This is a genomic window from Marinilactibacillus sp. GCM10026970, from assembly GCF_042660675.1.
Taxonomy (GTDB): Bacteria; Bacillota; Bacilli; order Lactobacillales; family Carnobacteriaceae_A; genus Marinilactibacillus.
This window is the reverse complement of sequence record NZ_JBHSUL010000002.1, coordinates 46,381-72,001: the sequence shown is the minus strand read 5'-3', so window position 1 is coordinate 72,001 and position 25,621 is coordinate 46,381. Positions and strand designations below refer to the sequence as shown.

23 protein-coding genes are annotated in these 25,621 nt (G+C 37.0%); 8 read left to right on the top strand and 15 right to left on the bottom strand.

Translation table 11 applies throughout. The annotated features are described in order from the left end of the window. Nucleotides 1-35: 35 nt before the first annotated feature. Nucleotides 36-1,178, bottom strand: a complete 1,143-nt coding sequence (locus ACFP65_RS00695; protein ID WP_379914931.1) for an FAD-dependent oxidoreductase — start codon at nt 1,176-1,178, stop codon at nt 36-38. A gap of 216 nt (nt 1,179-1,394) precedes the next feature. Between ACFP65_RS00695 and ACFP65_RS00690 the strand changes: the two genes are divergently transcribed. From ACFP65_RS00690 to ACFP65_RS00680, 3 genes are all read left to right on the top strand, one after another. Beyond that, nucleotides 1,395-1,988: a TetR/AcrR family transcriptional regulator gene (locus ACFP65_RS00690; protein ID WP_379914930.1), complete on the top strand. Its 594-nt coding sequence runs from the start codon at nt 1,395-1,397 to the stop codon at nt 1,986-1,988. Between the two features lie 130 nt (nt 1,989-2,118). After that, a complete protein-coding gene (locus ACFP65_RS00685; protein ID WP_379914928.1) occupies nt 2,119-3,462 on the top strand; it encodes an MATE family efflux transporter in 1,344 nt (447 codons plus the stop codon). A gap of 17 nt (nt 3,463-3,479) precedes the next feature. Continuing rightward, a complete protein-coding gene (locus tag ACFP65_RS00680; protein ID WP_379914926.1) occupies nt 3,480-4,301 on the top strand; it encodes a MerR family DNA-binding transcriptional regulator in 822 nt (273 codons plus the stop codon). Between the two features lie 121 nt (nt 4,302-4,422). Here the strand turns inward: ACFP65_RS00680 and ACFP65_RS00675 are convergent, their stop codons facing one another. The 4 genes from ACFP65_RS00675 to ACFP65_RS00660 all read right to left on the bottom strand — a co-directional run bounded on the left by ACFP65_RS00675 (nt 4,423) and on the right by ACFP65_RS00660 (nt 9,577). Next, nucleotides 4,423-4,752 (bottom strand): four-helix bundle copper-binding protein, encoded by a 330-nt coding sequence (locus ACFP65_RS00675; RefSeq protein WP_379914924.1) that lies wholly within the window; start codon nt 4,750-4,752, stop codon nt 4,423-4,425. A 137-nt stretch (nt 4,753-4,889) separates the two neighbouring features. Next, a complete protein-coding gene (gene mnmG / locus ACFP65_RS00670; RefSeq protein ID WP_379914922.1) occupies nt 4,890-6,776 on the bottom strand; it encodes a tRNA uridine-5-carboxymethylaminomethyl(34) synthesis enzyme MnmG in 1,887 nt (628 codons plus the stop codon). 46 nt (nt 6,777-6,822) lie between these two features. After that, nucleotides 6,823-8,211: a tRNA uridine-5-carboxymethylaminomethyl(34) synthesis GTPase MnmE gene (gene mnmE / locus ACFP65_RS00665; protein ID WP_379914920.1), complete on the bottom strand. Its 1,389-nt coding sequence runs from the start codon at nt 8,209-8,211 to the stop codon at nt 6,823-6,825. A gap of 244 nt (nt 8,212-8,455) precedes the next feature. Then, nucleotides 8,456-9,577, bottom strand: coding sequence for a site-2 protease family protein (locus ACFP65_RS00660; protein ID WP_379914918.1), 1,122 nt, complete (start codon nt 9,575-9,577; stop codon nt 8,456-8,458). Between the two features lie 136 nt (nt 9,578-9,713). Between ACFP65_RS00660 and treR the strand changes: the two genes are divergently transcribed. Then, complete coding sequence (treR, locus tag ACFP65_RS00655) at nt 9,714-10,436, top strand: trehalose operon repressor (protein WP_379914916.1); 723 nt, start codon at nt 9,714-9,716, stop codon at nt 10,434-10,436. 53 nt (nt 10,437-10,489) lie between these two features. Here treR and pcp read toward each other — a convergent pair whose 3' ends face one another. The 10 genes from pcp to rpmH all read right to left on the bottom strand — a co-directional run bounded on the left by pcp (nt 10,490) and on the right by rpmH (nt 20,665). Continuing rightward, nucleotides 10,490-11,137, bottom strand: coding sequence for a pyroglutamyl-peptidase I (pcp, locus tag ACFP65_RS00650; RefSeq protein ID WP_379914914.1), 648 nt, complete (start codon nt 11,135-11,137; stop codon nt 10,490-10,492). Nucleotides 11,138-11,201: 64 nt separating this feature from the next. After that, nucleotides 11,202-12,125: a DUF979 domain-containing protein gene (locus ACFP65_RS00645; RefSeq protein WP_379914912.1), complete on the bottom strand. Its 924-nt coding sequence runs from the start codon at nt 12,123-12,125 to the stop codon at nt 11,202-11,204. Next, on the bottom strand, nt 12,125-12,826 hold the full coding sequence (locus ACFP65_RS00640; RefSeq protein ID WP_379914910.1) for a DUF969 domain-containing protein: 702 nt from the start codon (nt 12,824-12,826) through the stop codon (nt 12,125-12,127). Before ACFP65_RS00640 ends, ACFP65_RS00645 begins: the two co-directional genes overlap by 1 nt. A gap of 197 nt (nt 12,827-13,023) precedes the next feature. After that, on the bottom strand, nt 13,024-14,676 hold the full coding sequence (gene treC, locus ACFP65_RS00635; protein WP_379914909.1) for an alpha,alpha-phosphotrehalase: 1,653 nt from the start codon (nt 14,674-14,676) through the stop codon (nt 13,024-13,026). Nucleotides 14,677-14,859: 183 nt separating this feature from the next. Beyond that, the gene (treP, locus tag ACFP65_RS00630; protein ID WP_379914908.1) at nt 14,860-16,368 is read right to left on the bottom strand and encodes a PTS system trehalose-specific EIIBC component; all 1,509 of its coding nucleotides are present in this window, start codon (nt 16,366-16,368) and stop codon (nt 14,860-14,862) included. Nucleotides 16,369-16,618: 250 nt separating this feature from the next. Next, complete coding sequence (locus ACFP65_RS00625) at nt 16,619-17,896, bottom strand: bifunctional folylpolyglutamate synthase/dihydrofolate synthase (protein ID WP_379914906.1); 1,278 nt, start codon at nt 17,894-17,896, stop codon at nt 16,619-16,621. A gap of 215 nt (nt 17,897-18,111) precedes the next feature. Beyond that, nucleotides 18,112-19,029, bottom strand: coding sequence for an RNA-binding cell elongation regulator Jag/EloR (gene jag, locus ACFP65_RS00620; RefSeq protein WP_379914904.1), 918 nt, complete (start codon nt 19,027-19,029; stop codon nt 18,112-18,114). 68 nt (nt 19,030-19,097) lie between these two features. Continuing rightward, entirely contained in the window at nt 19,098-19,946 is an 849-nt protein-coding gene (locus tag ACFP65_RS00615; protein ID WP_379914902.1) for a YidC/Oxa1 family membrane protein insertase, read from the bottom strand. Between the two features lie 95 nt (nt 19,947-20,041). Then, entirely contained in the window at nt 20,042-20,392 is a 351-nt protein-coding gene (gene rnpA / locus ACFP65_RS00610) for a ribonuclease P protein component (protein WP_379914901.1), read from the bottom strand. A gap of 129 nt (nt 20,393-20,521) precedes the next feature. Next, nucleotides 20,522-20,665, bottom strand: coding sequence for a 50S ribosomal protein L34 (gene rpmH, locus ACFP65_RS00605; protein WP_072693642.1), 144 nt, complete (start codon nt 20,663-20,665; stop codon nt 20,522-20,524). A 558-nt stretch (nt 20,666-21,223) separates the two neighbouring features. Here rpmH and dnaA point away from each other — a divergent pair. The 4 genes from dnaA to recF all read left to right on the top strand — a co-directional run bounded on the left by dnaA (nt 21,224) and on the right by recF (nt 25,613). Beyond that, nucleotides 21,224-22,558, top strand: coding sequence for a chromosomal replication initiator protein DnaA (gene dnaA / locus ACFP65_RS00600; protein ID WP_379914898.1), 1,335 nt, complete (start codon nt 21,224-21,226; stop codon nt 22,556-22,558). Nucleotides 22,559-22,821: 263 nt separating this feature from the next. Continuing rightward, nucleotides 22,822-23,958 (top strand): DNA polymerase III subunit beta, encoded by a 1,137-nt coding sequence (dnaN, locus tag ACFP65_RS00595; RefSeq protein ID WP_379914896.1) that lies wholly within the window; start codon nt 22,822-22,824, stop codon nt 23,956-23,958. A gap of 300 nt (nt 23,959-24,258) precedes the next feature. Next, nucleotides 24,259-24,492: a S4 domain-containing protein YaaA gene (yaaA, locus tag ACFP65_RS00590; protein WP_379914894.1), complete on the top strand. Its 234-nt coding sequence runs from the start codon at nt 24,259-24,261 to the stop codon at nt 24,490-24,492. Further along, nucleotides 24,492-25,613 (top strand): DNA replication/repair protein RecF, encoded by a 1,122-nt coding sequence (gene recF / locus ACFP65_RS00585; protein WP_379914891.1) that lies wholly within the window; start codon nt 24,492-24,494, stop codon nt 25,611-25,613. Before yaaA ends, recF begins: the two co-directional genes overlap by 1 nt. Nucleotides 25,614-25,621 lie beyond the last annotated feature (8 nt).

Below are 25,621 nucleotides of genomic sequence, written 5' to 3'. Positions count from 1 at the left end.
TATACTTTTAAAGTTTAAATCAAGTTAAAGTGTTTTTATTCCCACTCAATATTAAATCCTTCTCCAAAAAAAGCATACTCTTCAGCATTTTCTATTTGAAGGTTGTCTAATATAGAAGCACTCTTGAATACTTTCTCCGCTCGATCCTTACGATCGAATTGATAGTAATAAAAGGCATCTTCATGATCAACGTGATCTCTAAGCATTTTAGATAAATATAACGCATCTTCTAATCCTAGAGTGGTTCCCATTCCTGCATTTGGATCAGCAGTATGAAGAGCATCGCCAATTAACGCAACTCTTCCATGTGAATATTGATTCATTAAATCTAGTCTAAATAATTGATTAGGAATAATATTGTAAGTGTTCTGAATTAACTGTTTAATAGGCGCATTCCATTCAGAAAATTTATCTGCTAAGTCAGACTTAAATTCTTCAATTGATTTTGCTTCAAAATCTTTCTTAGGAATTTTCCGTTCTTCGTTTACAATAAGAGACCATGAAATTTCAGTGTCTGTCGGATGATGTTTTGAAACAAAAAAGTTGAAATTATCATGGAAATACATTAAAGACTGGTCAGTGGTAAAAAAGTCCTTAGCTTCTCCTAAGTCATCACTGCGTACTAGTCCATATACAGCCCATTTCCCTGCATACTTCAATGGATAATTCGGAAACGGAAATAAAGTAGATCTTGTTTTGGATCGTACGCCGTCAGCTCCAATTAATAGGTCACCTTTCGTTTCTGTTCCATCTTCAAAATAAATATTAACATGGTTTTTTTCTTCTGTGAAAGACTTTAACCTTTTTCCAAAATGGATCTCTATATTTTCTTCGAGTACTTTTTGATACAAGATATCAATCAAATGATATCTTGTAATATTTATTAAAGAAGGCATTTCTTCTTCTGTATCCACTTCAATTTCATCAAATAAAGCGTTCCCCTCTTTATCAGTTACTTTGAAATCTTTAATCTGGTGACTATTTTTCTTTATTGCGTCTCCTAACCCTAGTTGTTCTAAAACATGCAAACCACTTGGGTGAATTACAAAATGACCACCTACTTTTCCAAATGCAGGTGCTTGCTCATATACTACACTCTCAATATTTGCCTTTTTTAAAAATAGTGACATAGCCATTCCTGCAATGCCCCCACCAATAATAATCACTTTTTTTCTCATATTGAACCTCTCCTTTAATTTTTTAGTGAAAGATTTATCTAATAGAAAGCGAAAACTTTCCAACACAAATCTAACATTAATCGGACGATTGGTCAATTAAAATATAAAAAAAGTTTTCATATAGGTTTTCTTAAGTAAAAATTCGGACGATCAGACGAATAATTATGTTTTCTTATTATATTTAGTGTAAAATTAGAATCATTAAGGAGGTATACAATGAGCAGACCTGTTGGAACAAATAGCGAGGATACGAAAAAATATATCCAAGAAATTGCCACTAAAATATTCGGGTATAAAGGTTATACTGCAACATCTATGGCAGACATTAAAAATGAGACCAACTTAAGTAAAGGTACAATCTATTACCATTTCAAAAATAAGGAAGACTTGTATCTTTATTGCCTGATTCAGTCGTCCAATAATTATGTTAAAAAATGGAAGATCATTTCAAAAAATGACTCAAGTGCTGTAGATAAATTATATTCATGGGGAAAACTAAATAGTATGGAATCTCAACAACCCTTAACAAAGACAATTTCTGAGTATTTAGTTTCAGTGCATAAAGACGACACTTCTACTTTTATTAGTATATTTAAACCTGAACTCGATATAATCAGGAACATTATCGAAGAGGGTATAGCATCTGGTGAATTTAAAATTGATTTAGATGTTGAAAGTACGACCTTTATATTATTTAATTTGATTTCTTCTCTAGACAGTTCTTTCTATATTGGTTACAAAGTACCTGAAACGCAAAGAAATCATTATATGAATGCTATAGACATCGTTGTTAAAGGATTGAAGATATAAAGTTTGTTCAGAAAAGTCCATTAGCCATATATTAGTTTTAATTACAACATTTACACCCCTCTTGACTCTAGAGTTACTCCATACTTTAAGATACACGTATTGGTATTAATTTGGATTAGGAGAGGTTTAAATGAGCAACTTAGAGGAAACAAAAAAAGATTATACAATGAAATCATTATTAACTTATGCTGCGCCAACCATTCTGGCTATGATCTTTGTATCCGTTTATACAATGGTTGACGGTATTTTTTTAGCACGTTTTGTGGATTCAACTGCATTAGCCGCAGTTAACATCTTCATGCCTATATATGCATTGATATTTGCTATTGCCTTAATGCTAGGTACTGGAGGTAGTGCCATTATTGCAAAAAAAATGGGAGAAAATAATCCGCGAGAAGCGCAGCGTGATTTTACAAATATTGTCGTGTTTGGAGCTTTATTGGGGCTGATCATTATGATTTTAGGATTAGTATTTATTCGTCCAATATTAGAAGTATTAGGTGCTGGAACAAGTAGTCTATTATTTGATTACACCTTCACCTATGGACAAATCATTTTATGGACTAGTCCTTTTCTAATCATTCAGGGAATGTTCGAAGCCTTATTTGTAACCGCAGGAAAACCTAAGCTAAGTCTACTAATAACCATTATCGGAGGAAGTACAAATATAGCATTAGACTATTTATTTATTGTTGTTATGAACATGGGGGTAAAAGGCGCTGCCTTAGCAACTTCAATAGGAATCGTTATTCCATCCATTTTAGGGATTATTTACTTTTTAACGTCTTCTAAAAGCCTATTATATTTTACTAAATTTAAGTTTAAATGGGGTCTCATATTAGAAAGTAGTATAAATGGTTCTTCCGAGATGGTTACGAACCTATCCTCTTCTGTAGTAACCTTTGCATTTAACTTTTTAATGTTAAAATTTATTGGGGTTGAAGGAGTCGCAGCAGTTACAATCATGCTTTATGCCATGTTTATATTAACACCACTATTTATGGGGTATTCAGTCGGTATAGCACCCATCATTAGTTATAATTATGGACGTCAGAATGTAGACAAATTAAAAAAGATTTTTAAAAATAGTCTGGTTTTTATTACCATAAGTTCTATTTCTATATTTGTATTATCACATTTACTTGGTCCTTACCTGATTCGATTTATGGCAGTCCAAGGAAGCGATGTATATGAAATAGCTAAAAACGGATTTTGGTTTTTCTCTCTCAGTTTCTTATTCATGGGAATAAATATTTTTACTTCCATGTTATTTACTGCTTTATCAAACGGAAAAATTTCCGCAATTATTTCCATACTTAGAACTTTGGTATTTGTTTTGACTGCATTGTTAGTCTTACCACCTCTAATAGGTATCAACGGAATATGGATAGCTACTCCACTGGCAGAGCTATTGTCGGTTGTTGTATGTACATTCTTTTTGTTTCGAAATAGAAAAGTCTATCAATACTTTTAGAAAAAGGTGAATACTCTATGATTGAAAGTTCCAAGAGTTATTTGACAACTGGCCGATTTGCAAATTTAATGGGCGTTAGTAAAGACGCTTTGCTTTATTATGATAAAATTGGAATTTTTTCTCCTGAGATTACTGGCCCAAATGGTTATCGGTATTACTCAATTTATCAGGCCAATGTTTTTATGGTCATTCTTATCCTAAAAGAAATAGATATGCCGTTACAAAAGATAAAAAATTATTTAAATACTAAATCTCCAGAAGAGCTTATTTTGTTGTTAGAAGAAAAAGACAGAGCTCTTGATAAAAAAATTACTGAGCTAAAAATTATGAAAAAATTGATTACGGAAAAAGTAAAAGATACAAAAGAATCTTTACTAATAAACAAACAAGATATCATAATCGAATCCCGAGAGAACGATCAATTTATTGTTACTACCAATACCAAATGGGTATCAAATAATATAGATTCCTACGAATCTATGCAATTACACTTCAAATATTTGGAAGAGAATAACATCCATCTTTCATTTTCTGAAGGATGGATGATACAGGTAGAAGATGTTTTAAATAAAAAAATTGAAGAATATGAATATATTTACACCAAAGTAGATAACGAAACATATGCAAACTATACAATTGAAAAAGGCGATTATTTAGTGGCCTATCATAATGCTGATTATTCGAGTATCAATAAGACGTACAAGCGCTTAGTACTTTATGCAAAGGAAAATCATTTAAAATTGAAAGGTTATTTTTACACAGATGTTTTATTAGATGAGTTGTCTGTAAATGACAAAAAAGATTTCTTAATGAAAATATCAGTAAAGATAGTAAAATAGTAGTCTGTAAGACCACTTTCTTTGAATCCGCTTGTAAATAATCAAATACAAAAATCCGCTGAGGAAGCCTTTAATGACTTCTTCAGCGGATTTTATTTTTATAGGAAGCATTTTGCCTAGCTTATTGACCAAGGTATGCTTTACAAGCTTTTTCGCATTCACGGCAAGCTGCTGCACAATCCTGGCAGTGCTGCATTTCATGATTTTCGCATTCTTCTGCACAAATACCACAAGCTTTAGCACATGCGGCTACTAGATCTGGGAATATGTCGCTTTCTCTATAGGCAAAATCTGCTACGATTCCGCACATATCTGCACATACGCGGTCTGTTCGAATACAGTTCGCCATCATCTTGACATCGTCTTCTTTTAAACAGGCATCAAAACACTCGTTACACGCCTTTGCACACGCTGCTACTTTACTGACTAACGTTTCAACGGCTTGGCTCATTATACTTCACTCCTATTTTTTTATTTTCTATCATCAGTCTACGCCCTGCTAAATCTCATAGCAAAAATAACGCTTAAGCACAAAAAAAGGAACCCTGGATCAAATCCACGGCTCCTTACTTTAAATGAATCAATTGATTATACTTTCGCTACACTGCCTTGTTCCACGTAGACCATCAAGATTGAAATATCTGATGGATTCACACCACTGATTCGGCTTGCCTGTGCGATTGTTTCTGGTTGAATTTTTGTTAATTTTTCGATGGCTTCAGTTGCGATACCATTGATTGAGCTATAGTCGATACCTTCTGGAATTCTTTTGTTTTCCATCCGTTTCACTTTGTCCGCTTTGCGGAATGCTTTCTCGATGTAGCCTTCATACTTGATGAAGATTTCAACTTGTTCCATCACTTCTTTAGATAGCGGTTCTTCTGTTGGCGCAAATGGAATGATATCTGGGTATTTAACGTAAGGACGACGAATAAAGTCATAGACCAAAATACCATCTTTCAATTGTGGCTCACCTTTTTCTTCAAGATAAGCAGCAACATCTGTTGGTTTCAGACGAACCTTTTTCAGACGAGCCAGTTCTTGTTCTACTTGCGCTTTTTTATCTAGGAATAACTGATATCTTTCTTCTGAAAGTAGTCCTAATTCACGACCAATTTTACTTAATCTGAAATCTGCATTGTCGTGACGTAATAATAGACGATATTCTGCACGTGAAGTTAGTAAACGATAAGGTTCATTCGTTCCTTTAGTAACTAAGTCATCGATCATAACACCGATGTAGCCTTCATTACGTTTCATGACGAATGGTTCTTCTCCTTGAACAAGACGCGCTGCATTAATTCCAGCCATTAGACCTTGTCCGCCCGCTTCTTCGTAACCAGAAGTTCCGTTCATTTGACCGGCAGTGAATAAACCACTAATCATTTTTGTCTCAAGTGAAGGGCGTAATTGGTATGGTTTAACCACATCGTACTCGATTGCATAACCTGTACGCATCATTTTCGCATTTTCTAAACCTTCTACTGAATGTAGTACAGCTAACTGCACATCTTCAGGTAAAGAAGAAGATAATCCTTGTACATAAACTTCATCTGTTGTTTCACCTTCTGGTTCTAAAAACAATTGGTGACGTGGTTTATCAGAGAAGCGAACCACTTTGTCCTCAATGGACGGGCAGTAACGAGCGCCAACCCCTTCAACAATTCCCGTAAACATCGGTGCACGATGCAGATTTTCACGAATGATATCATGAGAAGTTGTACTTGTATACGTTAACCAGCAAGACGTTTGGTTTTGCAGATATTTTTCATCTGGTGTCTCAAAACTGAAGTGATGAGGCTCAAGATCTCCCGGTTGTTCTTCTGTTACCGAATAGTCGATAGAATCTTTGTGAATCCTTGGTGGTGTTCCTGTCTTGAAACGGTCCAAGTCAAAACCAAGTTCTAGTAGATTCTCAGATAATTTGATAGAAGGTTGCGTGTTATTCGGACCTGAAGAATATTTTAATTCTCCAATCACGATTTCTCCACGAGAAGACGTACCCGCTGTTAAAACAACGGCTTGGGCACGGTAAATCGCACCTGCATTTGTAATCACGCCTTGAATGACATTGTCTTCAACGACTAGTTCATCAACGATTCCTTGTTTCATATCCAAGTTTTCAGTTCTTTCAATGGTACGTTTCATTTCAATGGAATATAAGTGTTTGTCTGCTTGCGCACGTAGGGCACGTACTGCCGGTCCTTTGGCAGTATTCAGCATACGCATTTGAATATAAGTTTTGTCGATATTACGGCCCATTTCGCCACCTAAGGCATCCATTTCACGTACGACGATCCCTTTAGCAGGTCCGCCAATCGATGGGTTACATGGCATATGAGCAACCATATCTAAGTTAATCGTTATCAGTAACGTTTTCGAACCCATTCTTGCGGCTGCAAGTGCTGCTTCTGATCCAGCATGACCAGCACCGACAACGATAACATCGTATCTTCCAGCTTCATAAGTTTGCATCAAGTTATTCCTTTCTAATATAAAGTCCGTTTATAAGGTTAATGGTTTATTTTCCTAAGCAGAATTGACTGAATAGTTGCGTAATCAATTCATCTTGTACACTATCTCCAGTGATTTCACCTAGTAAGTCCCAGGCTCTAGTCATATCGATCTGCACTAAATCGACTGGCATATCCGTTTCAATACCTTCTATTACATCGTTAAAGGCATCAACTGTCTCATTCAATAAGGCAATATGACGTACATTTGATACATAAGTTGCATCACGCTCGCCTGTTTTTCCTGAGAAGAACAGATCAGCGATTTTCGCTTCCAAATCGTTCATACCAGCGCGTGTTACGATGGATGTCTGGATAATACTGGCTGGATCAACAAGCTGCTTCAACTCGTCCATATCTAGCTTTGTTTCAAGATCCATTTTATTTAAAATCACAATTCTATGATGTTCTTCTGTTGCTTCGATCAGTAATTTGTCTTCTGGTGTCAACGCTTCGTTCTGATTGAATACTAGTAAGACTAAGTCTGCTTCTTTTAAAGCTTTACGACTCCGTTCAACACCGATTCGTTCGACGATATCTTCGGTTTCGCGAATACCTGCTGTATCAATGAGTCTAAGCGGTACCCCTTTGACACTGACATATTCTTCTACAACGTCACGCGTTGTTCCGGCAATTTCTGTCACGATGGCTTTCTCTTCTTTAATCAAAACGTTCAGTAAACTAGATTTCCCAACATTCGGTCGACCAATAATCGCTGTAGCTAATCCTTCGCGCAAGATTTTCCCTTGGCTTGCTGTATCTAGTAAAGATTCTACTTGTGCTTTTACTTTTTCTGCTTTTTCAACAAGTAGTTTCGCTGTCATTTCTTCTACATCATCATATTCAGGATAATCGATATTGACTTCCACCTGTGCTAGCGTACTCAAAATATCTTGACGCAGGTTTCTGATCAAGCGTGACAGATCTCCATCAAGCTGTGTGACCGCCATATGCATCGCTCTATCCGTTTTCGCACGAATCACGTCCATTACCGCTTCTGCTTGAGATAAATCGATTCTGCCGTTCAAGAAAGCCCGTTTTGTAAACTCACCCGGTTCAGCTAGACGTGCGCCATTATGCAAAACTGTCTGTAGCACTCTGTTAACGGCCAGTACACCACCATGCGTATTGATTTCAATCACATCTTCACGTGTATAGGTCTTTGGTGCTTTCATTACAGAGACCATGACTTCGTCTATCTGTTCTTCTGTTTTAGGATTCACGATATGACCATAATGAATCGTATGCGTTGGTTGATTTTTTAAAGTTTTCTTTCCTAATTGATAGACACGGTCTACAATATCCAGCGCTTCGTCTCCACTGATTCGAACAATTCCAATACCGCCTTCACCAGGAGGGGTAGAGATTGCTGCAATAGTATCAAATTCGATTGCCATTTTAAGATATTCCTCCTATTTTTCTTCACAAAAAAAGTGCCTGGTCCACCCCAATAATGCCTACTTAAATAGACCTGAGGTGGAAAAGCACTTTCACTACTTTACCACTATTTAACTTGCTCATATTCTGTCTTGCTCAACACTATAAATGATATAAGGAATGAATAAAAAAGTCAACTACTTAACTTATTTTTTATTAGTAAATTGTGAACAGAAATATTCAGAATGTTCACCGGTTTCTCGCTTAAACTAGCTCTTCTTCTACATCGTTACTTGCAGTACGGTTAACGCGTTCTTGCGAGACTTTTTCTTCCACGAAATCAAGTAGCTTTTTATTTAAGGCCCTATCTGCATAAGTTGGTGCTTGATCCAACGATTTTTCAGCTTTCTCAATCCAGGTTTCTGCTTGATCCAGATCTTTGTCGATCCAAAAGGCCATCGCTGCTTTGATCCTATAGGTTTCCAGCTGATTCGTTTTCAAGTACTGTTTAAACACTGGGTCTTCTTTAATCTCGTTTTGGATCATCGTATCTTCTGTTTCCATTGTGAGATGGCAGAATAAATAGTCTCTTGAAACATCCATCTGATAGGGCTTGACCATTTGCGATCGTTGATTCCATAAAGGTTCAGTCAATTCCAGTGCATGTCCAAAATTTTCTGCTTCTAATTCTCGATTGATCTGAACGAGTACTGTATAAGCATTGAATTGTTCTGTCATGGGTTCGTTAGGATTTTCAATCAATTCATGATCTTTAATTTCTCCATACATTTTTCCATTGATAAAGTCTGCACTGAGTCTTAACTGCTGGAAGAATTGAGGTCGCTTATTAGGATCCATCTTTAGTCGTTTCAAGGTATTTCCATCTGTAATACTAAAAGGAATTAAGTTCAGGATACCAGTGAATAGCCCTGTCACAATAAAGCTATAAAGATAAACAGATCGACCCCCCATTAAAACAAACCCTAATCCGATGATAGCCGTAATAAAATTTGCCAAAGCTCCTCCAAATAAATAAAGGCGGTACGGTGGATTGTAGTCTCGTTCTGATGGTAACATTAAACATTGTCCACCCGTTCCAGCTATGGAAAATTTTGCCATTCTGTATTGATGTTGCTCTTTTACGAGTGCCCAATTTGCTATTCTGAAAAATAAAAATTGGTACCCTGAAACTTTACCTGCAACCAAGTGACCCATTTCATGAATGATGATATGAAGGAAACCGAAAACCGCGATACTGATCAAAATAAGCCCTGCTCGAATCAGTAACCATCCTATATCTATGTCTGTCATGGCTGCATGATAACCAATCCAGAAACCGATGATAGCACAAATCGCTATATATAATGTAATAAGAATCTTTTTCACGTGAACACCTCTCAACTAAACCATATTTTCTCAATTATAAATCAAAGTTCTACTATACACTACGATTTATTTTTTTACTAAAAAAGTGATGATTTATGGTAGAATCCTATAGAGAATGAATAAAGGAATGGATCACTTGAGTAAATTTCATGAAATATTCGTCGATATCGAATCTGCAATTTTAAACCAAACATATAAATCTGGAGATCTACTCCCGAGCGAAAATGATTTGACGAAACAATACAATGTTTCGCGTGAAACAATCAGAAAAGCCTTAACGCTGTTACTAGAGAGTGGATATATTCAAAAGAAGCAAGGAAAAGGTTCTATCGTTTTGGACGTTAAACGGTTTGATTTTCCGATCTCTGGCTTAACCAGTTATCAAGAACTTCAAAACGCTCAAAATATCTCTAGCCAGACTCTACTAATTGAAAATAAAATCACTAAAATCCCTAAGCACATTGCTGAGTTTTTAAAAGTTCCTGAAAGTACGGAAGTTCATACGGTAGTTCGTGCTCGAAAAGTTAATCAGGAAGTTGTGATACTAGACAAAGATTATTTGCTGACTTCAATTATAGAAGAACTTCCAGATGAAGAAGCAGAAAATTCTCTTTATCATTATATCGAACAAAAATTAGGCCTAAAAATCGGATACGCTAGAAAAGAATTCACCGTTGAACCAGTTACCGATGAGGACCGATCCATCATGTCTCTTCATGATGACCATCATATTGTGGTAACTAGAAGCGATGTTCACCTCGAAGACACGAGACTGTTTCAATACACAGAGTCTCGTCATAGACTAGATAAATTTCGCTTTGTCGATTTCGCTAGAAGACGCGGTCCACAAACCTACTAAAAAGAGGGACTTGATGCAGTAAAACGCACCGAGCCCCTCTTTTTAATGGATTATTAGTGAGTGGTTCCACCTATCGCTTTTAAATCTTCTTTTCCATCAAAAGACACGATTGCTTCGATTGCTTTTGTAATACCCGAAGCGATATCTTCAAGATTCATGGCTGGTTTACCTGGTTTATCCAGCACTTGTGAAGGAATAAACGGCACATGCATGAATCCTGCTTTGATTTCTGGATACTTTTTATCGATCATATATTGTACTTGATACATGATATGATTACATACGAATGTTCCTGCAGAATTAGAAACGGACGCCGGAACACCTGCTTTTTTCATCTCTGTTACCATCGCTTTAACGGGTAATTGAGTGAAATAAGCTGATTCTCCATCTTCTTTGATGGCTACGTCAATTGGCTGATTCTCTTCATTATCAGGGATTCTAGCATCGTCTACATTGATGGCTACACGTTCAGGGGTCAATTCAAATCGTCCTCCGGCTTGGCCGATGTTCAGGACATAGTCCGGTTTGAACTCTGCAATAGCCTCGTCTGTTACGTCTGCACTTTTTCCAAATACAGTAGGAATCATAACTTTTTTAATTTCTGCTCCACTAATGGTATCAGGGATTTTCTTTACTGCTTCCCATGCCGGATTTAAACTTTCTCCGCCAAATGGATCAAATCCTGTAACTAAAATTTTCATATTCATCGCTACCTTTCTTTTATCATTATATCAGAAATATCCGATTCAATAGAAGTTTCCTGTCCTAGAATGCCCAGAAGTACATTAAAACGACATGGAACACAATCATAATTAAAGCCATTGGAATCTGTTCTTTGATGACGCCATTTTCATTTTTCATTTCAAGTAAGGCTACTGGCAAAGCATTAAAGTTTGCTGCCATCGGTGTCATAAGCGTTCCACAAAATCCGACAGTCATTGCTAAAGCTCCAGCAACTGCTGGATCACCACCTTGTGAGATTACAAATGGAATACCAATTCCAGCTGTGATGACCGTGAAGGCTGCAAAAGCATTTCCCATAATCATGGTAAAGATCACCATTCCAGTCGAGTAAGCAATAACGCCGACTAAAGGATTTCCTTGTGGTAAGAAACTAGAAATTCCGTTGGCAATCACGTCACCGACTCCCGCTTGAGTAAAGATTACGCCTAAAGCTGCTAATAACTGTGGTAAGAAGCCGACTGGACCAACTTGCTGGACCATTCTATTTCCATCTTCTAACGCACTGTTAGGAGATGACTTCGTAATGATCATTGCTACGACCAAGGAAGTCACCGCTCCAATACCAATTCCTGCTTGTCCCCCGAGTGGTGTAAACTGAGCCACTCCAACAGCAACTACAGCTAGTACAACTACAGGAAGAAAAACCCAATTCCCAAGTTTTTTACTAGAAGCTTGTGCTTCTTCTTCTGTTACTTGTTTTATATGGCCGATTTTAACTTGTTTTAATAGTGTCAATACACCAACGATCAGTAAAATCGCTCCTGTGATTTCAAAAGGAATATAATTCCCTAAAGCGAATGTAATCCCCAGTAGTAACCAGAACAATGCCGTTCCAATTTTAGCTGGGTGCGTTTTGTCCGTTGCGACTTTAAAAGCTACATAGGCAAGCAATAAACCAACAAGAATGAAAAAGAACTCCAATAAATTATTTACAAATGCTTCCATTATGATTTACCTGCCTTTTTCTCTTGGTCTGCTTGATTGTATTTGCGGTTCATTTTGCGGTCAAATAGAACATTAGACACCACGACAATCACAAGTGCAAAAAGCGCTACTGGAATGGTCGCAATAACAATATCTATAGGAGAAATTACGTATCCTAAAGATTCCATTGTACTAGTAATCAATAAAACACCTGAAGCTGCAATAAACGTATTTTGCGCAAAGAAGTTCCCAAAATTCTCTGTGGCTGCGGAACGTGCTTTGATTTTTTCTGTATCTTCTTCACTGATTTCCCCGTATTTTGTCTTAGCAGCTGCTTGAGACATTGGTTCGATCAATGGACGAACGAATTGTGTTTGTCCCTGCATCCGAATAGAAAAGGTACCCGCTAGTTCTCTGAAAACCATATAAATTGAAAAGAGTTTCCCAGCTGTGATTCCATTAATGTTCTCGAGAATTCTTACAGCTTGCTGACGCAATCCCGCTCTTTCTGCGATTCCAATCATCGGTAGCGTTAATAAGAATAACGTCACTAATCGATTATTAACAAAAGCTTCCCCCATAATAAAAAGAAACTCGAAAAATGAAATGCCTGATACTAGTGCTGTAACAAGTGCTGCAATCAAAACAACTGCAATCGTGTCGAATTTAAAAATGAATCCAACGACGATAATTAAAATACCAACTAACCGTATAATTTCCATACCTATCCTTCTCCCAACTCATTATATGAATGCCTCAATTTTAAATCATAGCACCTAACAACTTAGGAGTCAAAATTTGAGAGTGATAAAAATATGGATAGTATTTTCTCATTGTTAAGATACTTTCTACCTACAAAAAAGCAGTCTATGATAGTAAAGGCACTTACTGTCATAGACTGCTTCAAGTTATCATTCAATTAATTTAATAAAAAAGCGATGGTTTCGTACGGTTGCATCACTAATTTTGACTCTAACTTTCTCTCTTCTTTATTTCCTAATATATATTGTGCATCCATTTCTAATAAAGGACGAGGTATATCGATTATCGCTTCATCTGCATAAAAGTGATTCAAAACAAGTAGTTTTTGATTTTCATACGTCCTAACGTAAGCAAAAATACTTTGATGCCCCAGTTCAACGGGTTCATAAGAACCTTCTTGAATAATTTTATGTTCTTTACGTAACTGGATTAATTTTTTATAGTACTCACGGATGGTTTTACTGACTCCATCATTCTCCGTGTTGCGTTCTATATAATTTTCAGGGATTCTTAGCCAAGGTTCCCCTTCTGTGAAACCAGCATTCTTGGAGGTATCCCACTGCATCGGTGTACGTGCGTTATCTCTAGACTTAGCTTGAATGATATCCATAATCTGATCTTCTGGTAATCCGTCTTCTTTTAATTTCTGATAGGCATTATGTGTTTCTACATCTACGTAGTCATCAATTTCCTTATAGTTCGGGTTCGTCATTCCAATTTCTTCACCTTGATAGATAAAGGGTGTACCTCTTAGGAAATGGATGGTCTGAGCCAACATCGTCGTTGTTTCAAAAGGATACTTCTCAACATCTCCAAACCGACTATTCGCCCGTGGCTGATCGTGGTTGTTCCAGAAGACTGCGTTCCAGCCTCCGCCTTCATCCATTCCTCTTTGCCATTCATCCAGTAGTTTTTTTAGTTCCAAGAAATCAAATGGTTGCGTCGTCCACTTTTCACCATCTTTATAATCCACTTTCAAATGGTGGAAACTAAAGATCATCGACAATTCATTTCGTTCAGGATTAGAATACTGTACGCCATTCGCTACAGTTGTTGAGCTCATTTCTCCAACTGTAATCACATCTTCATACTTGCCGTATGTTTCTCTATTCAATTCGTGAATATACTCGTGGACGATGGGTGTATCTGTGTAATGAGATTTTCCAACTCCGTCATCTGCATCTTTTAATTCTTCGTCTTTTCCAATCACATTAAGGACATCAAAGCGAAGTCCTTTGACGCCTTTCTCTAGCCAGAAGTTGACGGCATTGTAGAGTTCCTGTCGGACTTCTGGATTTCGCCAATCTAAATCTGCTTGGGTTTTATCGTACAGATGTAAGTAATACTGATCTGTATCTCCAAATTTAGACCACGCATCTCCGCCAAATTTAGATTCCCAGTTTGTTGGAAGACTACCGTCCGCTTTTCCTTCTCTTAGAATATAATAGTCTTGGTATTTCTTTTCTCCATTTAAAGCTTTTTGAAACCACTCATGTGCTGTAGATGTATGATTCAACACCATGTCTAGCATCAGGGAAATACCCCGTTTTTTGGCTTCTTCTACAAGTGTGTCGAAATCTTCAAAAGTCCCGAACATCGGATCAATAGAGGTATAGTCTGCTACGTCATAACCATTGTCGTTTTGAGGTGACTTGTAAAAAGGATTCAGCCACAACATATCTACACCCAAATCTTCTAGGTAAGGTAGCTTTTCAATAATCCCCTTCAAATCACCCAGTCCGCTTCCATCCGTATCTTTAAAGGATTTTGGATAGGCCTGATAAATTACTTTGTCATGAAAATGTGTCATCGAATTCTTCCCTTCTATGTTTATAGAAAAAGGACTGATTCTTAAGTACCGGATATTCGTCTAAATAAATGCTCTAGACAGCTTCGGTCTTGAAGAACCAATCCTTTTCGAACGGTTAAATACTCTTTCTTTTACAATTTAAACCTACCACTGATAGGTAGCAATTACGAATCTTTTGCTCAATTATTGACCTAATTTAGGAATCGGTAAGTTTGTGTTTTCCCATTTAGTCAAAATCCCTCTTTTTTCAAAGAAAATCGTTAAGATAATGGGTACTATAAATGCAACGGCCATCGCAATGAAGAATCCGACCATAGAATCTGGCTGAATACTCAAGAATCCTGGAAGTCCTCCGACTCCAATAGAATTCGCGGTTACATTCATTGCTACAGAGATCATTCCAGCGAATGCTGAACCAATCATTCCTGCCACAAATGGGTAAACAAATTTAATATTGATACCAAATAGTGCCGGTTCCGTTACCCCTAAATAAGCGGAAATAGCAGCCGGAATAGATACCTGCTCTTCTTTTTTATTACCCCAGTGCATAATGATCATACCTAGAACGGCAGATCCTTGAGCAATATTTGATAATGCAATCATCGGCCACAAGTTTGTACCACCGTAATCTGCAACTAATTGTAGATCGATTGCATTAGACATATGGTGGAGACCTGTAATGACCAGTGGTGCATACAGACCACCAAAGACGAATCCGAAGATCCAACTAAAGGTTCCTGATAGTCCCCAGTTTACAACTTGAGAAAGACCTGTTCCGAGCGTCCAACCAATCGGTCCAATAACAGCATGTGCGATAAAAATTGTTGGAAGTAATGCAAATAATGGAACAAAAATCATTGAAATGGCTTCTGGAATAAATTTACGTAACCATTTTTCAAGGTACGCCAGCAAGAACCCAGCCATCATTGCCGGAATAACTTGTGCTTGGTATCCGATTTTATCTAACTGGAAGAAACCAAAGTCCCATTGTGAGATATCTCCAGCGAGGATATCTTCTACTCCATATGCATTCGCTAGTTGTGGAGAGACTAATGTAAGACCTAAAACAATACCTAATATCTGAGTGGTACCCATTTTTCTTGTAACACTCCAAGTAATCCCTACAGGTAGGAAGTGGAAGATCGCTTCACCAGGCAGCCATAAGAAATCATTTACGCCGGCCCAGAATTGAGAAACGTTGACAATTTTATTATAAATTGGAACGCCAGCCTCTGTTACTTGTGGTACACCATCTACAATTAATTGTCCCAAAGACTGAAATTCGATTCCTTCTAATACATTACGAAATCCTAATATTAAACCACCAATAATAATTGCGGGAATAAGCGGAGTAAAAATTTCAGCTAAAGCACCCATGAGTCTTTGTAGCCAGTTCATGTTTTGTGTGCTAGCTTTTTTTACATCATCTTTAGAAACACCTTCAAGACCGGAAACGTCTGAAAATTCATTATAAAAGTCTGCTACTCTATTACCAATAATGACTTGAAATTGTCCAGCTTGAGTGAACGTTCCTTTTACTGATGGAATCTCTTCTATCCTCTTGACGTCTGCACCAGATGGATCGTCTAGAACAAATCGCATGCGGGTCGCACAATGCGTTACAGCGTTAACATTTTCTTTCCCGCCAATAGCATCCAGCAACTCTTTAGCATCATTCTTAAAGTCTGCCATGTTATTTCCTCCTAAATATCATTTTAACTTGTATATACAAGTTGTCTGTTAAAGTAACTATACTCTAAAACCTTTTTAGATGCAACCGTTTTTATATTTTATCTCCCCTCTCATATGTGTTCCTCTCCTGTATAGACTGTTCTTGTTCTCTTCAGGATAATTTTATCATTTAAATTTCGATTTCAGTTAACAAAAAGCCCCTCAAGCGACTGTAGGAATACTCAGCACTTGAAGGACGGTTATTTTAAATTTATAAATGAAGCAACTTTCTTAAATCACCGACTAAATAAAGGGATCCAAATACGACAATGACTTCCTTTTTTTCGGCTTCCTTTTCAATGTACTTCTGGATATCTTCCACTGATTTTACGAATCTTGCAGACTGTCCTCTATTATTCAGTATAGTAGCGACTTCTTCTGCATCAAACCCTCTCCAAGGATCTGGTGACACCGTTAAAATTTGTCTCGCAATATCTGAGACATTTTCGATCATATCTATATAAGCTTTATCTTTCATCATACCTACTACAAATGTGATTTTTTGATCCGGAAATAAACTTCGGATGTTTTGACTCAACAGCGCGACACCTTGTTCATTGTGTGCACCATCTACTAAAACGAGTGGTTCTTCCCGTAATACTTCCATCCTACCAGCCCAGAATGCTTTTTCTAGACCTTTTCTAATCGCTTCATCTGTAATCATTTCATACGTTGCTTTTAATTGTAAAGCCGTCTCTATGGATAGCGCAGCATTTGAAAGTTGGTGGACACCCACCATCTTAATTTTCAGATTCCTGTACTGCTTGTAGTTGAATTCCTGTCCTTTGACAGACGCAGATAATAGCTCAATATCAGATTGATTCAATACCTTAAGCTCTGCTTGTTTTTCTCTTGCACGTTCTTCAAATATCGGTTGCAGTTCGTTTCCACAATCATAAATAACCACAGACCCGTTCATTTTGATGATTCCAGCTTTTTCCTGAGCGATTTCTTTTAAAGTATGTCCAAGCATGTTCATATGGTCTAGGCCAATCGATGTAACGACCGCTACCTCAGGTGTTTCAATAATATTGGTTGAATCGAGTCTTCCACCAATTCCCGTTTCCAGCACAACTAAATCGCAATTTTGACGACTGAAATAAACAAAGGCAACAGCTGTCAGTATTTCAAATGAATACAGTTTTTCAGACAATTCTGCTTCAACTTCTGCTACATAAACTGCTACTTTTTCAGTACAGTCAATAAAGTCCTGATCGGAAATGAATGTCTGATCCACTTGAATGCGTTCGTTTACGACTTCAAGATGCGGAGACGTAAAGAGCCCAACCTGCATACCGGCTTCTCTTAGAATTGAAGAAATAAAAGAAGCAGTAGTGCCTTTGCCATTTGTTCCTGCTATATGAATAAATTTTAGCTGATTTTGCGGATTCCCTAGTTTTTGCATCAAGCTCGCCATGCGGTCTAGATTTTCTTTTTTTCCATTTCCGCGATTTGTATTTACAAGTGCTGTGACTTCTTCCATATTCATAAACCACGCCTACATTTCTAAGTTTTTCTTTATTATACAATCGAGTAGCTAGATTGTCGAAAACTAATAAAACCTATTGCATAATTTTAATTATTCCTAATCACTTTATACTTTTAAGCACATAGTCTATCCCAACTCTGCTTTACTTCTAACAATTAGAAAAAAATAGTCATGCATAACCGAAGTTAGACATGACTATTTTAAATAAAGAACGCTTATTCTTCAGGCTCCACGACTAGGTAACGATGGGGTTCTTTGCCTTCAGAATGTGTTTGTATCCCTTGATGATGATTCAAGAAACGGTGAATCAATTTTCTTTCATGCGCAGGCATTGGTTCAAGAACGACTGGGCGTTTGGTATGTTTCACTTTATCTGCTGTTCTTTTAGCTAACTGCTCAACGGTTTTTTGACGACGATCTCTATACGCTTCAGCATCTACTTTAGCGAAAAACTTCGAATCAGCAAGTTGGTGTAACTGAATCTGAGCCAGCGTCTGTAAGCTATTCAACACTTTACCATGACGGCCAATGACTAAGCCAGCATCTTCTGTTTCTATATTGTACTGAACTTTTTTCCCTTGTCTTTGTACATGAACAGAAACATCTTCAATACCCATTTTGTTTGTAACATTTTTCAAGTACTCAGCTACTTGCTGAATACTTTCAGCATCTTTTTGTTCAATTTCCTTTTGCTGTTCTTCAGAAATTGCCGGCTTCACTTCTTCAGAATCTTCTGTAGAAGCCATTACAAGTGGTTTCTCATCTGATGATTGATTCCTAGTTTCTTCGACTTCTTCGGGACTTTCTGCAACGGGTTCTACAATTTCTTGGTCAGAGGATGGTTCTGTTCCTGTCTCACTTTCAACAAATAGAGGTTTTTCAGGAGCTGGTTTGTCCTTCGGCAAAATGTCTTCTGCAGAAAAAGAAGATTCAAATACACTTTTGATTCCACTTGTTGCTTGCTTTCTCTTAACGACAACGACCGCATCTTTTTGCCCAATTCCCAGAAACCCTTTTTTACCAGGTTCTGTTACTTCAATATCTGCTTGCTCTATCTTTAACCCCAAAGCTTTTAATCCTTTTTCGATTGCAGCTTCTGTTGTAGGTGCCTGTGCTGTATATTTATCAATCACGAATAATGCCCTCCGTTCAACGATAGGTATGTTTATTCAATCAAATCATATCAAACATTTACCTTAGATTATTTTCTTACGTTACGCCCCAATTTTTGCGCTTTCTTCATAGCTCTTCTACGTTCACGTTCAGCTTCTCGCTCTTGTTCTTCCTTCAATTCACGCTCTCGACGCGCTTTGAAAGGATTTTGTAACAGTACAGTCTGTAGTGCTGCAAATCCATTGGATGCTGCAAAGTAAAGTGCTAGAGCACTAGATAGTCTGAATGTGATCAACACAATGAATAACGGCATAATGTATGTCATAACTTTTCCGCCAGCTTGCGGTCTTCCCATGCTCATCAAGTATGAGTTTGCTAGTGTGAAGATACCGGCTAAGATTGGCAAGATCAAGTAGGGATCCGGTGCACCTAAGTTTACCCATAAGAAGTCGCCTGTTCTAAGAATCGGCGTTCTATTCACTGATTGATACAATGCGATAAAGACGGGCATTTGAATCAGTAATGGTAAGAATCCTAAATACGGATTAACGCCTGCATCTTTATAGAGTCTTTGTTGCTCTTCTCTTAATTTCTGTTGTGTTTCAGTATCCCTTGAAGAATATCTTTCTCTTAACTCTGTCATCTGTGGATTAATTTCGTTCATCTGTTGCATATTCTTCTGCTGGAAATGCGTGATTGGAATCAGCAAAGCACGAATAAATACTGTCACGAGGATAATCCCCATACCGTAACTATTATTGAATAGTCCAGATACCCAAATAATCAACTGAGCAAAATTGTAAATAACGACGCCATCCCAAAATCCTTCACTTTGAGCAGTAACATCGCTTGTACCACAAGCAGCTAAAACAAATACGACCGCAAGCATGCTGAACATCAATAGCAATCGCTTACGTTTTTTTACTATAGTAGACATCTCTTTCCTCTTTTCCAAAGTCTTGTGCGCTAGATTAATTATAAATCAAAACCAGCTTTTAGAACATCCTTATTTTAAAAATGATACACGTTCATTTACTCACTGATTATCATTTTAGCCAGCTTCAAAACATGTGATAAGCTTTTTTTCACTTCAACATAAGACATACTAGCTGCTGGATTTCTTGCGATAACGAGAAAATCTCTCTCTTGTTTCAATAAACTTTCTTGATCGAACTCTGTCAGTGCTTGTCTGATTTTCCTTTTTACGGCATTACGAGTTGGTGCGTGACCTAATTTTTTGCTGACAGAAATGCCTACTCTAAAATGAGCTTGATCTGGCTTTTCTAGTACATAGACGACAAACTGGCGATTCGCCACAGACTTTCCTTTATGGAAGACTTTTTGAAAATCGGCTTCTTTTTTTACTCGATAAGCTTTTTTCATGACCAGTCACCACCTGCCTTTACTTGATTCTTTTTTCAAAAATAGTTTATTTCATTAAGATCGCTTTTGACAACAAAAAAAGGCGACGCGCTCTTATTTTAATAAGAAGCTATCGTCGCCTATTATTTCTTATGCTGAAATGCGTTTTCTACCTTTACGACGTCTTGCTTTCAATACTCTACGTCCGTTTTTTGTACTCATACGTTTACGGAAACCGTGTACTTTTTGACGCTTACGTTTTTTAGGTTGATATGTTAATCCTTGTTGTGACATTGATCATACACCTCCTGAATCATTGCTATATCTCTGTTTACTATTTAAAGGTTACAAAATGCTATCTAAATTTTGCATCATAACATAGACAGACTATATCAGTTTAAGAAAATAGATACCATTTGTCAAGTCTTCCTTTGTAATTTAACTGTTTGCTTTTAAATTTAGACACATTTTCAAATAAAAAATATGCTGATCTCATGCACATTTTTATCCACAGGACAGTTAACAACTCTATCTTTATTTTTAGCTGTTAACAACTTTATACATGATCCACCCACATTTTCACCCTGTGTATATAAAGTTATCCACAAGTTTTTTCATAATGTTAATAACTAATTTACAGACTGGTATTAAAGTATTTAAATACGTTTACTTATCCACAATTCCTGTTAAACATTTCTGTACAACTTGAAATTCCACACAGGCTCTGTTCCCGTGTGGATAACTATTTTCAATAGGTTCTGAATTATTTATCAACAATTTCACTCAGTTGTGGAAAACTTATCTCATCCATGATAAAATAAAAAAACATTCATTGAGACGAGGAGGAACAGAATGAATAACACGCATCCCTTGTGGATACATTTACAAGATAAATTTAAACAATCTCTATCTAAAGTTAGTTTTGATACATGGATTCAAAGCGCAAACCTCGTCCGAGTTACGGATAACTCCGTTACTATAGAAGTTCCATCTACTTTGCATAAAGAATATTGGCAGAATAATCTGACTACCAGAATGGTAGAGTACCTTTATGAATATTTCGGCCGCGAAATTTCTCCACTTTTTGTAACCTCTGAAGAACAGGCTACACATGAAGAGAATGAAGAACCGCAGCGGAGAGAACCTTTTGATCAAATGAATATGGTTTCCAGTACTTTGAACAGTAAATATTCTTTTGATACTTTTGTTATCGGAAAAGGTAATCAAATGGCTCACGCAGCTGCCTTAGTTGTCGCGGAAGAACCTGGAACGATCTATAATCCACTTTTTTTCTACGGTGGAGTAGGACTCGGAAAAACGCATTTGATGCACGCGATTGGTCATCAGTATTTACAAATCAATCCAAATGCTAAAATCAAATATGTATCAAGTGAAAATTTTGCAAATGACTTCATCAATTCTATTCAAAATAGAACGCAGGAAAAATTTAGAAGACAATATAGAAATGTGGATCTTCTATTAGTAGATGATATCCAGTTTTTTGCTGACAAAGAAGGTACTCAGGAAGAATTCTTCCACACCTTTAATGCACTTTACGATGATCGTAAGCAAATCGTATTGACTAGTGACCGACTACCAAATGAAATACCAAAACTTCAAGAAAGACTGGTTTCTAGATTTGCTTGGGGACTATCCGTTGATATTACACCTCCAGATCTTGAAACAAGAATTGCGATCCTTAGAAAAAAAGCCAATGCAGAAGGACTTGAAATTCCAAATGATACATTGAGCTACATCGCCGGACAAATTGATTCAAATATTCGTGAATTAGAAGGTGCTTTGGTTAGAGTACAAGCTTATTCAGCTATCCAAAGAAATGACATTACGACGAGTCTAGCCGCAGATGCACTCAAAAGTATGGTCAAAAAAGACAAGAATCAAGATATTTCAATCGCAACAATTCAGCAAACAGTCAGTAAGTTCTATCAAATTTCACTCGTTGATTTAAAAGGCAAAAAACGTGTTCGTCAAATCGTTCTTCCAAGACAGATTGCAATGTATCTATCTAGAGAAATGACAAATAACTCTTTACCTAAAATCGGAAAAGAGTTTGGTGGTAAGGATCATACTACTGTTATTCATGCATATGAAAAAATCGAGCAAGCAATCAAGAAAGACGCTGAATTAAAACAAGAAATAGAACAGATCAAAAAGAGTCTGCAATAATTTTTTATTATACCTAGGATTTCCACCTGTGTATAACCTGATACTTTCTACACAAAGTTACCCACAGGTTATCCACAAGTGGAAAACTTTTGTCTCTAAGGGTTTTTTAGCTTTTCCACAGTATACACAGGCCCTACTACTATTACTATATTATTTATATAAATATATACAGGCAGTCTGCCAGATTTAAATCCAATTCAAAATCATGAAATAACAGCACATTATGCTATACTTACAATAAGAAAAATGCACGGAGGGATTCTATGAAATTTTCTATCAAACGAACGGCTTTTCTAAAAAAATTGAGAGACGTTCAACTTGCAGTATCTTCAAGAACAACAATTCCGATATTAACAGGAATCAAATTGGTTGCAGATTCAGAAGGTGTTAAACTGACTGGTAGTAACTCTGATATTTCAATCGAAACCATTATTTCAGTTCACGATGAAAAAGCAGAATTAAAAATTGAAGAAGAAGGTAGTATCGTTTTACAACCTGCTCGTTTCTTCAGTGACATTGTAAACAAATTGCCAGATGAAACATTTTCTATTGAGGTAATGGATCGCGTTCAAACAGCCATCACTTCAGCTTCATCTTCTTTTATTATCAATGGGCTAGATGCAGCAAATTATCCACACTTACCAGAGATCGATACGGACCAGGCGTTTACTTTACCTGTTCAGTTGTTGAAAACCATTGTTAAACAAACCGTTATTGCTGTATCTTCACATGAAAGTCGTCCGATATTAACAGGAGTGAACCTTTCTTTAAAAGAAGGCAGACTAAAAGCCGTTGCTACAGATAGTCACCGCCTAAGTCAAAGAGTCATTCCTTTAGAATCTGCTGGAGATTTCTCTTACAACATTGTAATTCCAGGAAAGAGTCTTCAAGAATTATCAAGATTACTAGATGATTCTCTTGATGAAATTACAGTTGCGATTGCAGAAAACCAAATTTTATTCAAAACAGAAGATACACATTTCTATTCAAGACTTCTAGAAGGGAACTATCCGGATACAGATCGCCTGATTCCTGATGCTTCTTCTACACAGATCACACTAGACGCACAAGTTCTTTTAGGTGCTGTAGAACGTGCTTCACTTTTATCACACGAAGGTAAAAATAATGTGGTTAAATTATCAGTGAAGCAAAATGAATTGGAAATAACCGGAAACTCTCCAGAAGTTGGAAGAGTGAATGAAGATGTGTCCTTTAAACAGATCGAAGGAGAAGAAATGGAAATCTCATTCAATCCGGATTATCTGAAAGCCGCGTTGAATACATTTGGTGCTGTTGAAATCACGATAAAACTCATTTCAACTTTGAGACCCTTTGTATTGGTTCCAAGTGATGACAATAGAGAATTTATCCAGTTAATTACACCGATTCGTACATCTTAAAATCCTAAACAGAAATCCTACTGAGTTGATCAGGTCTATATGGACCGAACTCAGTAGGATTTTTTTGTCTAACAGATTTTTTTAAGACGAAAACAGATAAAAATACACAAATTTACATTCTGAGCGTATTTTGAGTAAAAATATCATTTTTCTTTTTATCTATCAAAAATCTATCAGAGGCCATTATTTTCCGTCAAAATTTGTATTGACCTCTTTTTTGGGGTATAATAGAGAAAGAATAGTATGAAAAAAATCGTAGAGTTTCATGACGTATTTTTTACTTTAAGGAGCCGATAAAAGGTGCATACCCCAATTCAAATAGAAGAAGTGTATATTACATTAGGCCAATTTCTGAAACACGCAAATGTGATTTCAAGTGGAGGAATGGCTAAGCCGTTTCTAGAGCAGTTTGAAGTCTTTGTTGATGGAGAACTTGAAAACAGACGAGGAAAGAAACTTTATGACGGTACAGTAGTAGATATTCCAGAAGTAGGTAGTTTTGTAGTTGAATCTTTAAAACATGAGGACGCCTGATGTATTTAAAAGACCTCCAACTAAGAGGTTACCGCAACTACGATAAAGCCGAAGCTGTATTTTCTCAGAATATCAATGTGTTTCTGGGAGAAAATGCTCAGGGCAAAACGAATATGATGGAAAGTATCTATGTACTCGCGATGGCTAGAAGCCACCGTACAGCGAACGACAGAGAATTGATTGGCTGGGATCAGGAATTTGCAAAAGTAACGGGCCGAATCGAAAAATCTCAAGGTGACTTTCCACTGGAAATTATTCTCTCCAAAAAAGGAAAGAAAGCAAAACTAAATCATCTAGAACAAAAAAAGCTCAGTGCCTACATTGGTCACCTGAACGTTATTTTGTTTGCGCCAGAAGACTTGTCTCTTGTCAAAGGATCTCCTTCGGTTAGGAGAAAGTTTCTGGATATGGAGATGGGACAGATGAGCCCGATTTATCTTCACCATCTTGTTGAATATCAAAAGATGCTCAAGCAGCGTAACCAGTATCTGAAACAAGCGAGATTCAAAAATAAAGTGGATCAGACTTATTTAGATGTCTTAACAGATCAGCTAGCTGCAGAAGGCGCAGAAGTCCTTATAGAGCGATTCAAATTTACCAAACGCCTACAGGAGTGGGCTGAACCGATACACAAATCTATTTCTCAGGAAAAAGAACAGTTACGTATCGAATACGCGTCCTCTATACCGGTTAATTCTGAACAAGATAAAAACCAATTGATGCAAGACTTGTTAGAACAATTCAGCAAGAATCAGCAGAGAGAGCTAGATCAAGGAACCACAGTAAGTGGCCCCCACAGAGATGACCTCCGTTTTTACATCAACGACAAAAATGTCCAGACTTATGGATCTCAAGGACAGCAGCGAACGACTGCACTTAGCGTAAAACTTGCAGAAATTGAATTAATGTTCGAAATGACGGGAGAATATCCCGTCTTATTACTTGATGACGTATTAAGTGAGCTCGACGATGATAGACAAACGCACTTGCTTAAATCGATTCAAGATAAGGTTCAGACATTTTTGACAACGACGAGTTTGGACGGAGTAAAAAAAGAATTATTGAATGACCCGCGGATTTTTAATGTATCAGATGGGCAGATTAAAATGGAGAGTGAATAAACTTGGCA

Bases quoted from the DNA above. Each gene is read 5' to 3' on its own strand.
- ACFP65_RS00625 (WP_379914906.1), bottom strand. From the start codon at position 17,896: ATGAATATGGAAGAAGTCACAGCACTTGTAAATACAAATCGCGGAAAT.
- ACFP65_RS00685 (WP_379914928.1), top strand. From the start codon at position 2,119: ATGAGCAACTTAGAGGAAACAAAAAAAGATTATACAATGAAATCATTA.
- ACFP65_RS00645 (WP_379914912.1), bottom strand. From the start codon at position 12,125: ATGGAAGCATTTGTAAATAATTTATTGGAGTTCTTTTTCATTCTTGTT.
- rpmH (WP_072693642.1), bottom strand. From the start codon at position 20,665: ATGTCACAACAAGGATTAACATATCAACCTAAAAAACGTAAGCGTCAA.
- ACFP65_RS00695 (WP_379914931.1), bottom strand. From the start codon at position 1,178: ATGAGAAAAAAAGTGATTATTATTGGTGGGGGCATTGCAGGAATGGCT.
- ACFP65_RS00640 (WP_379914910.1), bottom strand. From the start codon at position 12,826: ATGGAAATTATACGGTTAGTTGGTATTTTAATTATCGTCGTTGGATTC.
- treC (WP_379914909.1), bottom strand. From the start codon at position 14,676: ATGACACATTTTCATGACAAAGTAATTTATCAGGCCTATCCAAAATCC.
- mnmE (WP_379914920.1), bottom strand. From the start codon at position 8,211: ATGGCAATCGAATTTGATACTATTGCAGCAATCTCTACCCCTCCTGGT.
- dnaN (WP_379914896.1), top strand. From the start codon at position 22,822: ATGAAATTTTCTATCAAACGAACGGCTTTTCTAAAAAAATTGAGAGAC.
- ACFP65_RS00615 (WP_379914902.1), bottom strand. From the start codon at position 19,946: ATGTCTACTATAGTAAAAAAACGTAAGCGATTGCTATTGATGTTCAGC.
- ACFP65_RS00675 (WP_379914924.1), bottom strand. From the start codon at position 4,752: ATGAGCCAAGCCGTTGAAACGTTAGTCAGTAAAGTAGCAGCGTGTGCA.
- rnpA (WP_379914901.1), bottom strand. From the start codon at position 20,392: ATGAAAAAAGCTTATCGAGTAAAAAAAGAAGCCGATTTTCAAAAAGTC.
- mnmG (WP_379914922.1), bottom strand. From the start codon at position 6,776: ATGCAAACTTATGAAGCTGGAAGATACGATGTTATCGTTGTCGGTGCT.
- ACFP65_RS00680 (WP_379914926.1), top strand. From the start codon at position 3,480: ATGATTGAAAGTTCCAAGAGTTATTTGACAACTGGCCGATTTGCAAAT.
- pcp (WP_379914914.1), bottom strand. From the start codon at position 11,137: ATGAAAATTTTAGTTACAGGATTTGATCCATTTGGCGGAGAAAGTTTA.
- ACFP65_RS00690 (WP_379914930.1), top strand. From the start codon at position 1,395: ATGAGCAGACCTGTTGGAACAAATAGCGAGGATACGAAAAAATATATC.
- dnaA (WP_379914898.1), top strand. From the start codon at position 21,224: ATGAATAACACGCATCCCTTGTGGATACATTTACAAGATAAATTTAAA.
- recF (WP_379914891.1), top strand. From the start codon at position 24,492: ATGTATTTAAAAGACCTCCAACTAAGAGGTTACCGCAACTACGATAAA.
- treP (WP_379914908.1), bottom strand. From the start codon at position 16,368: ATGGCAGACTTTAAGAATGATGCTAAAGAGTTGCTGGATGCTATTGGC.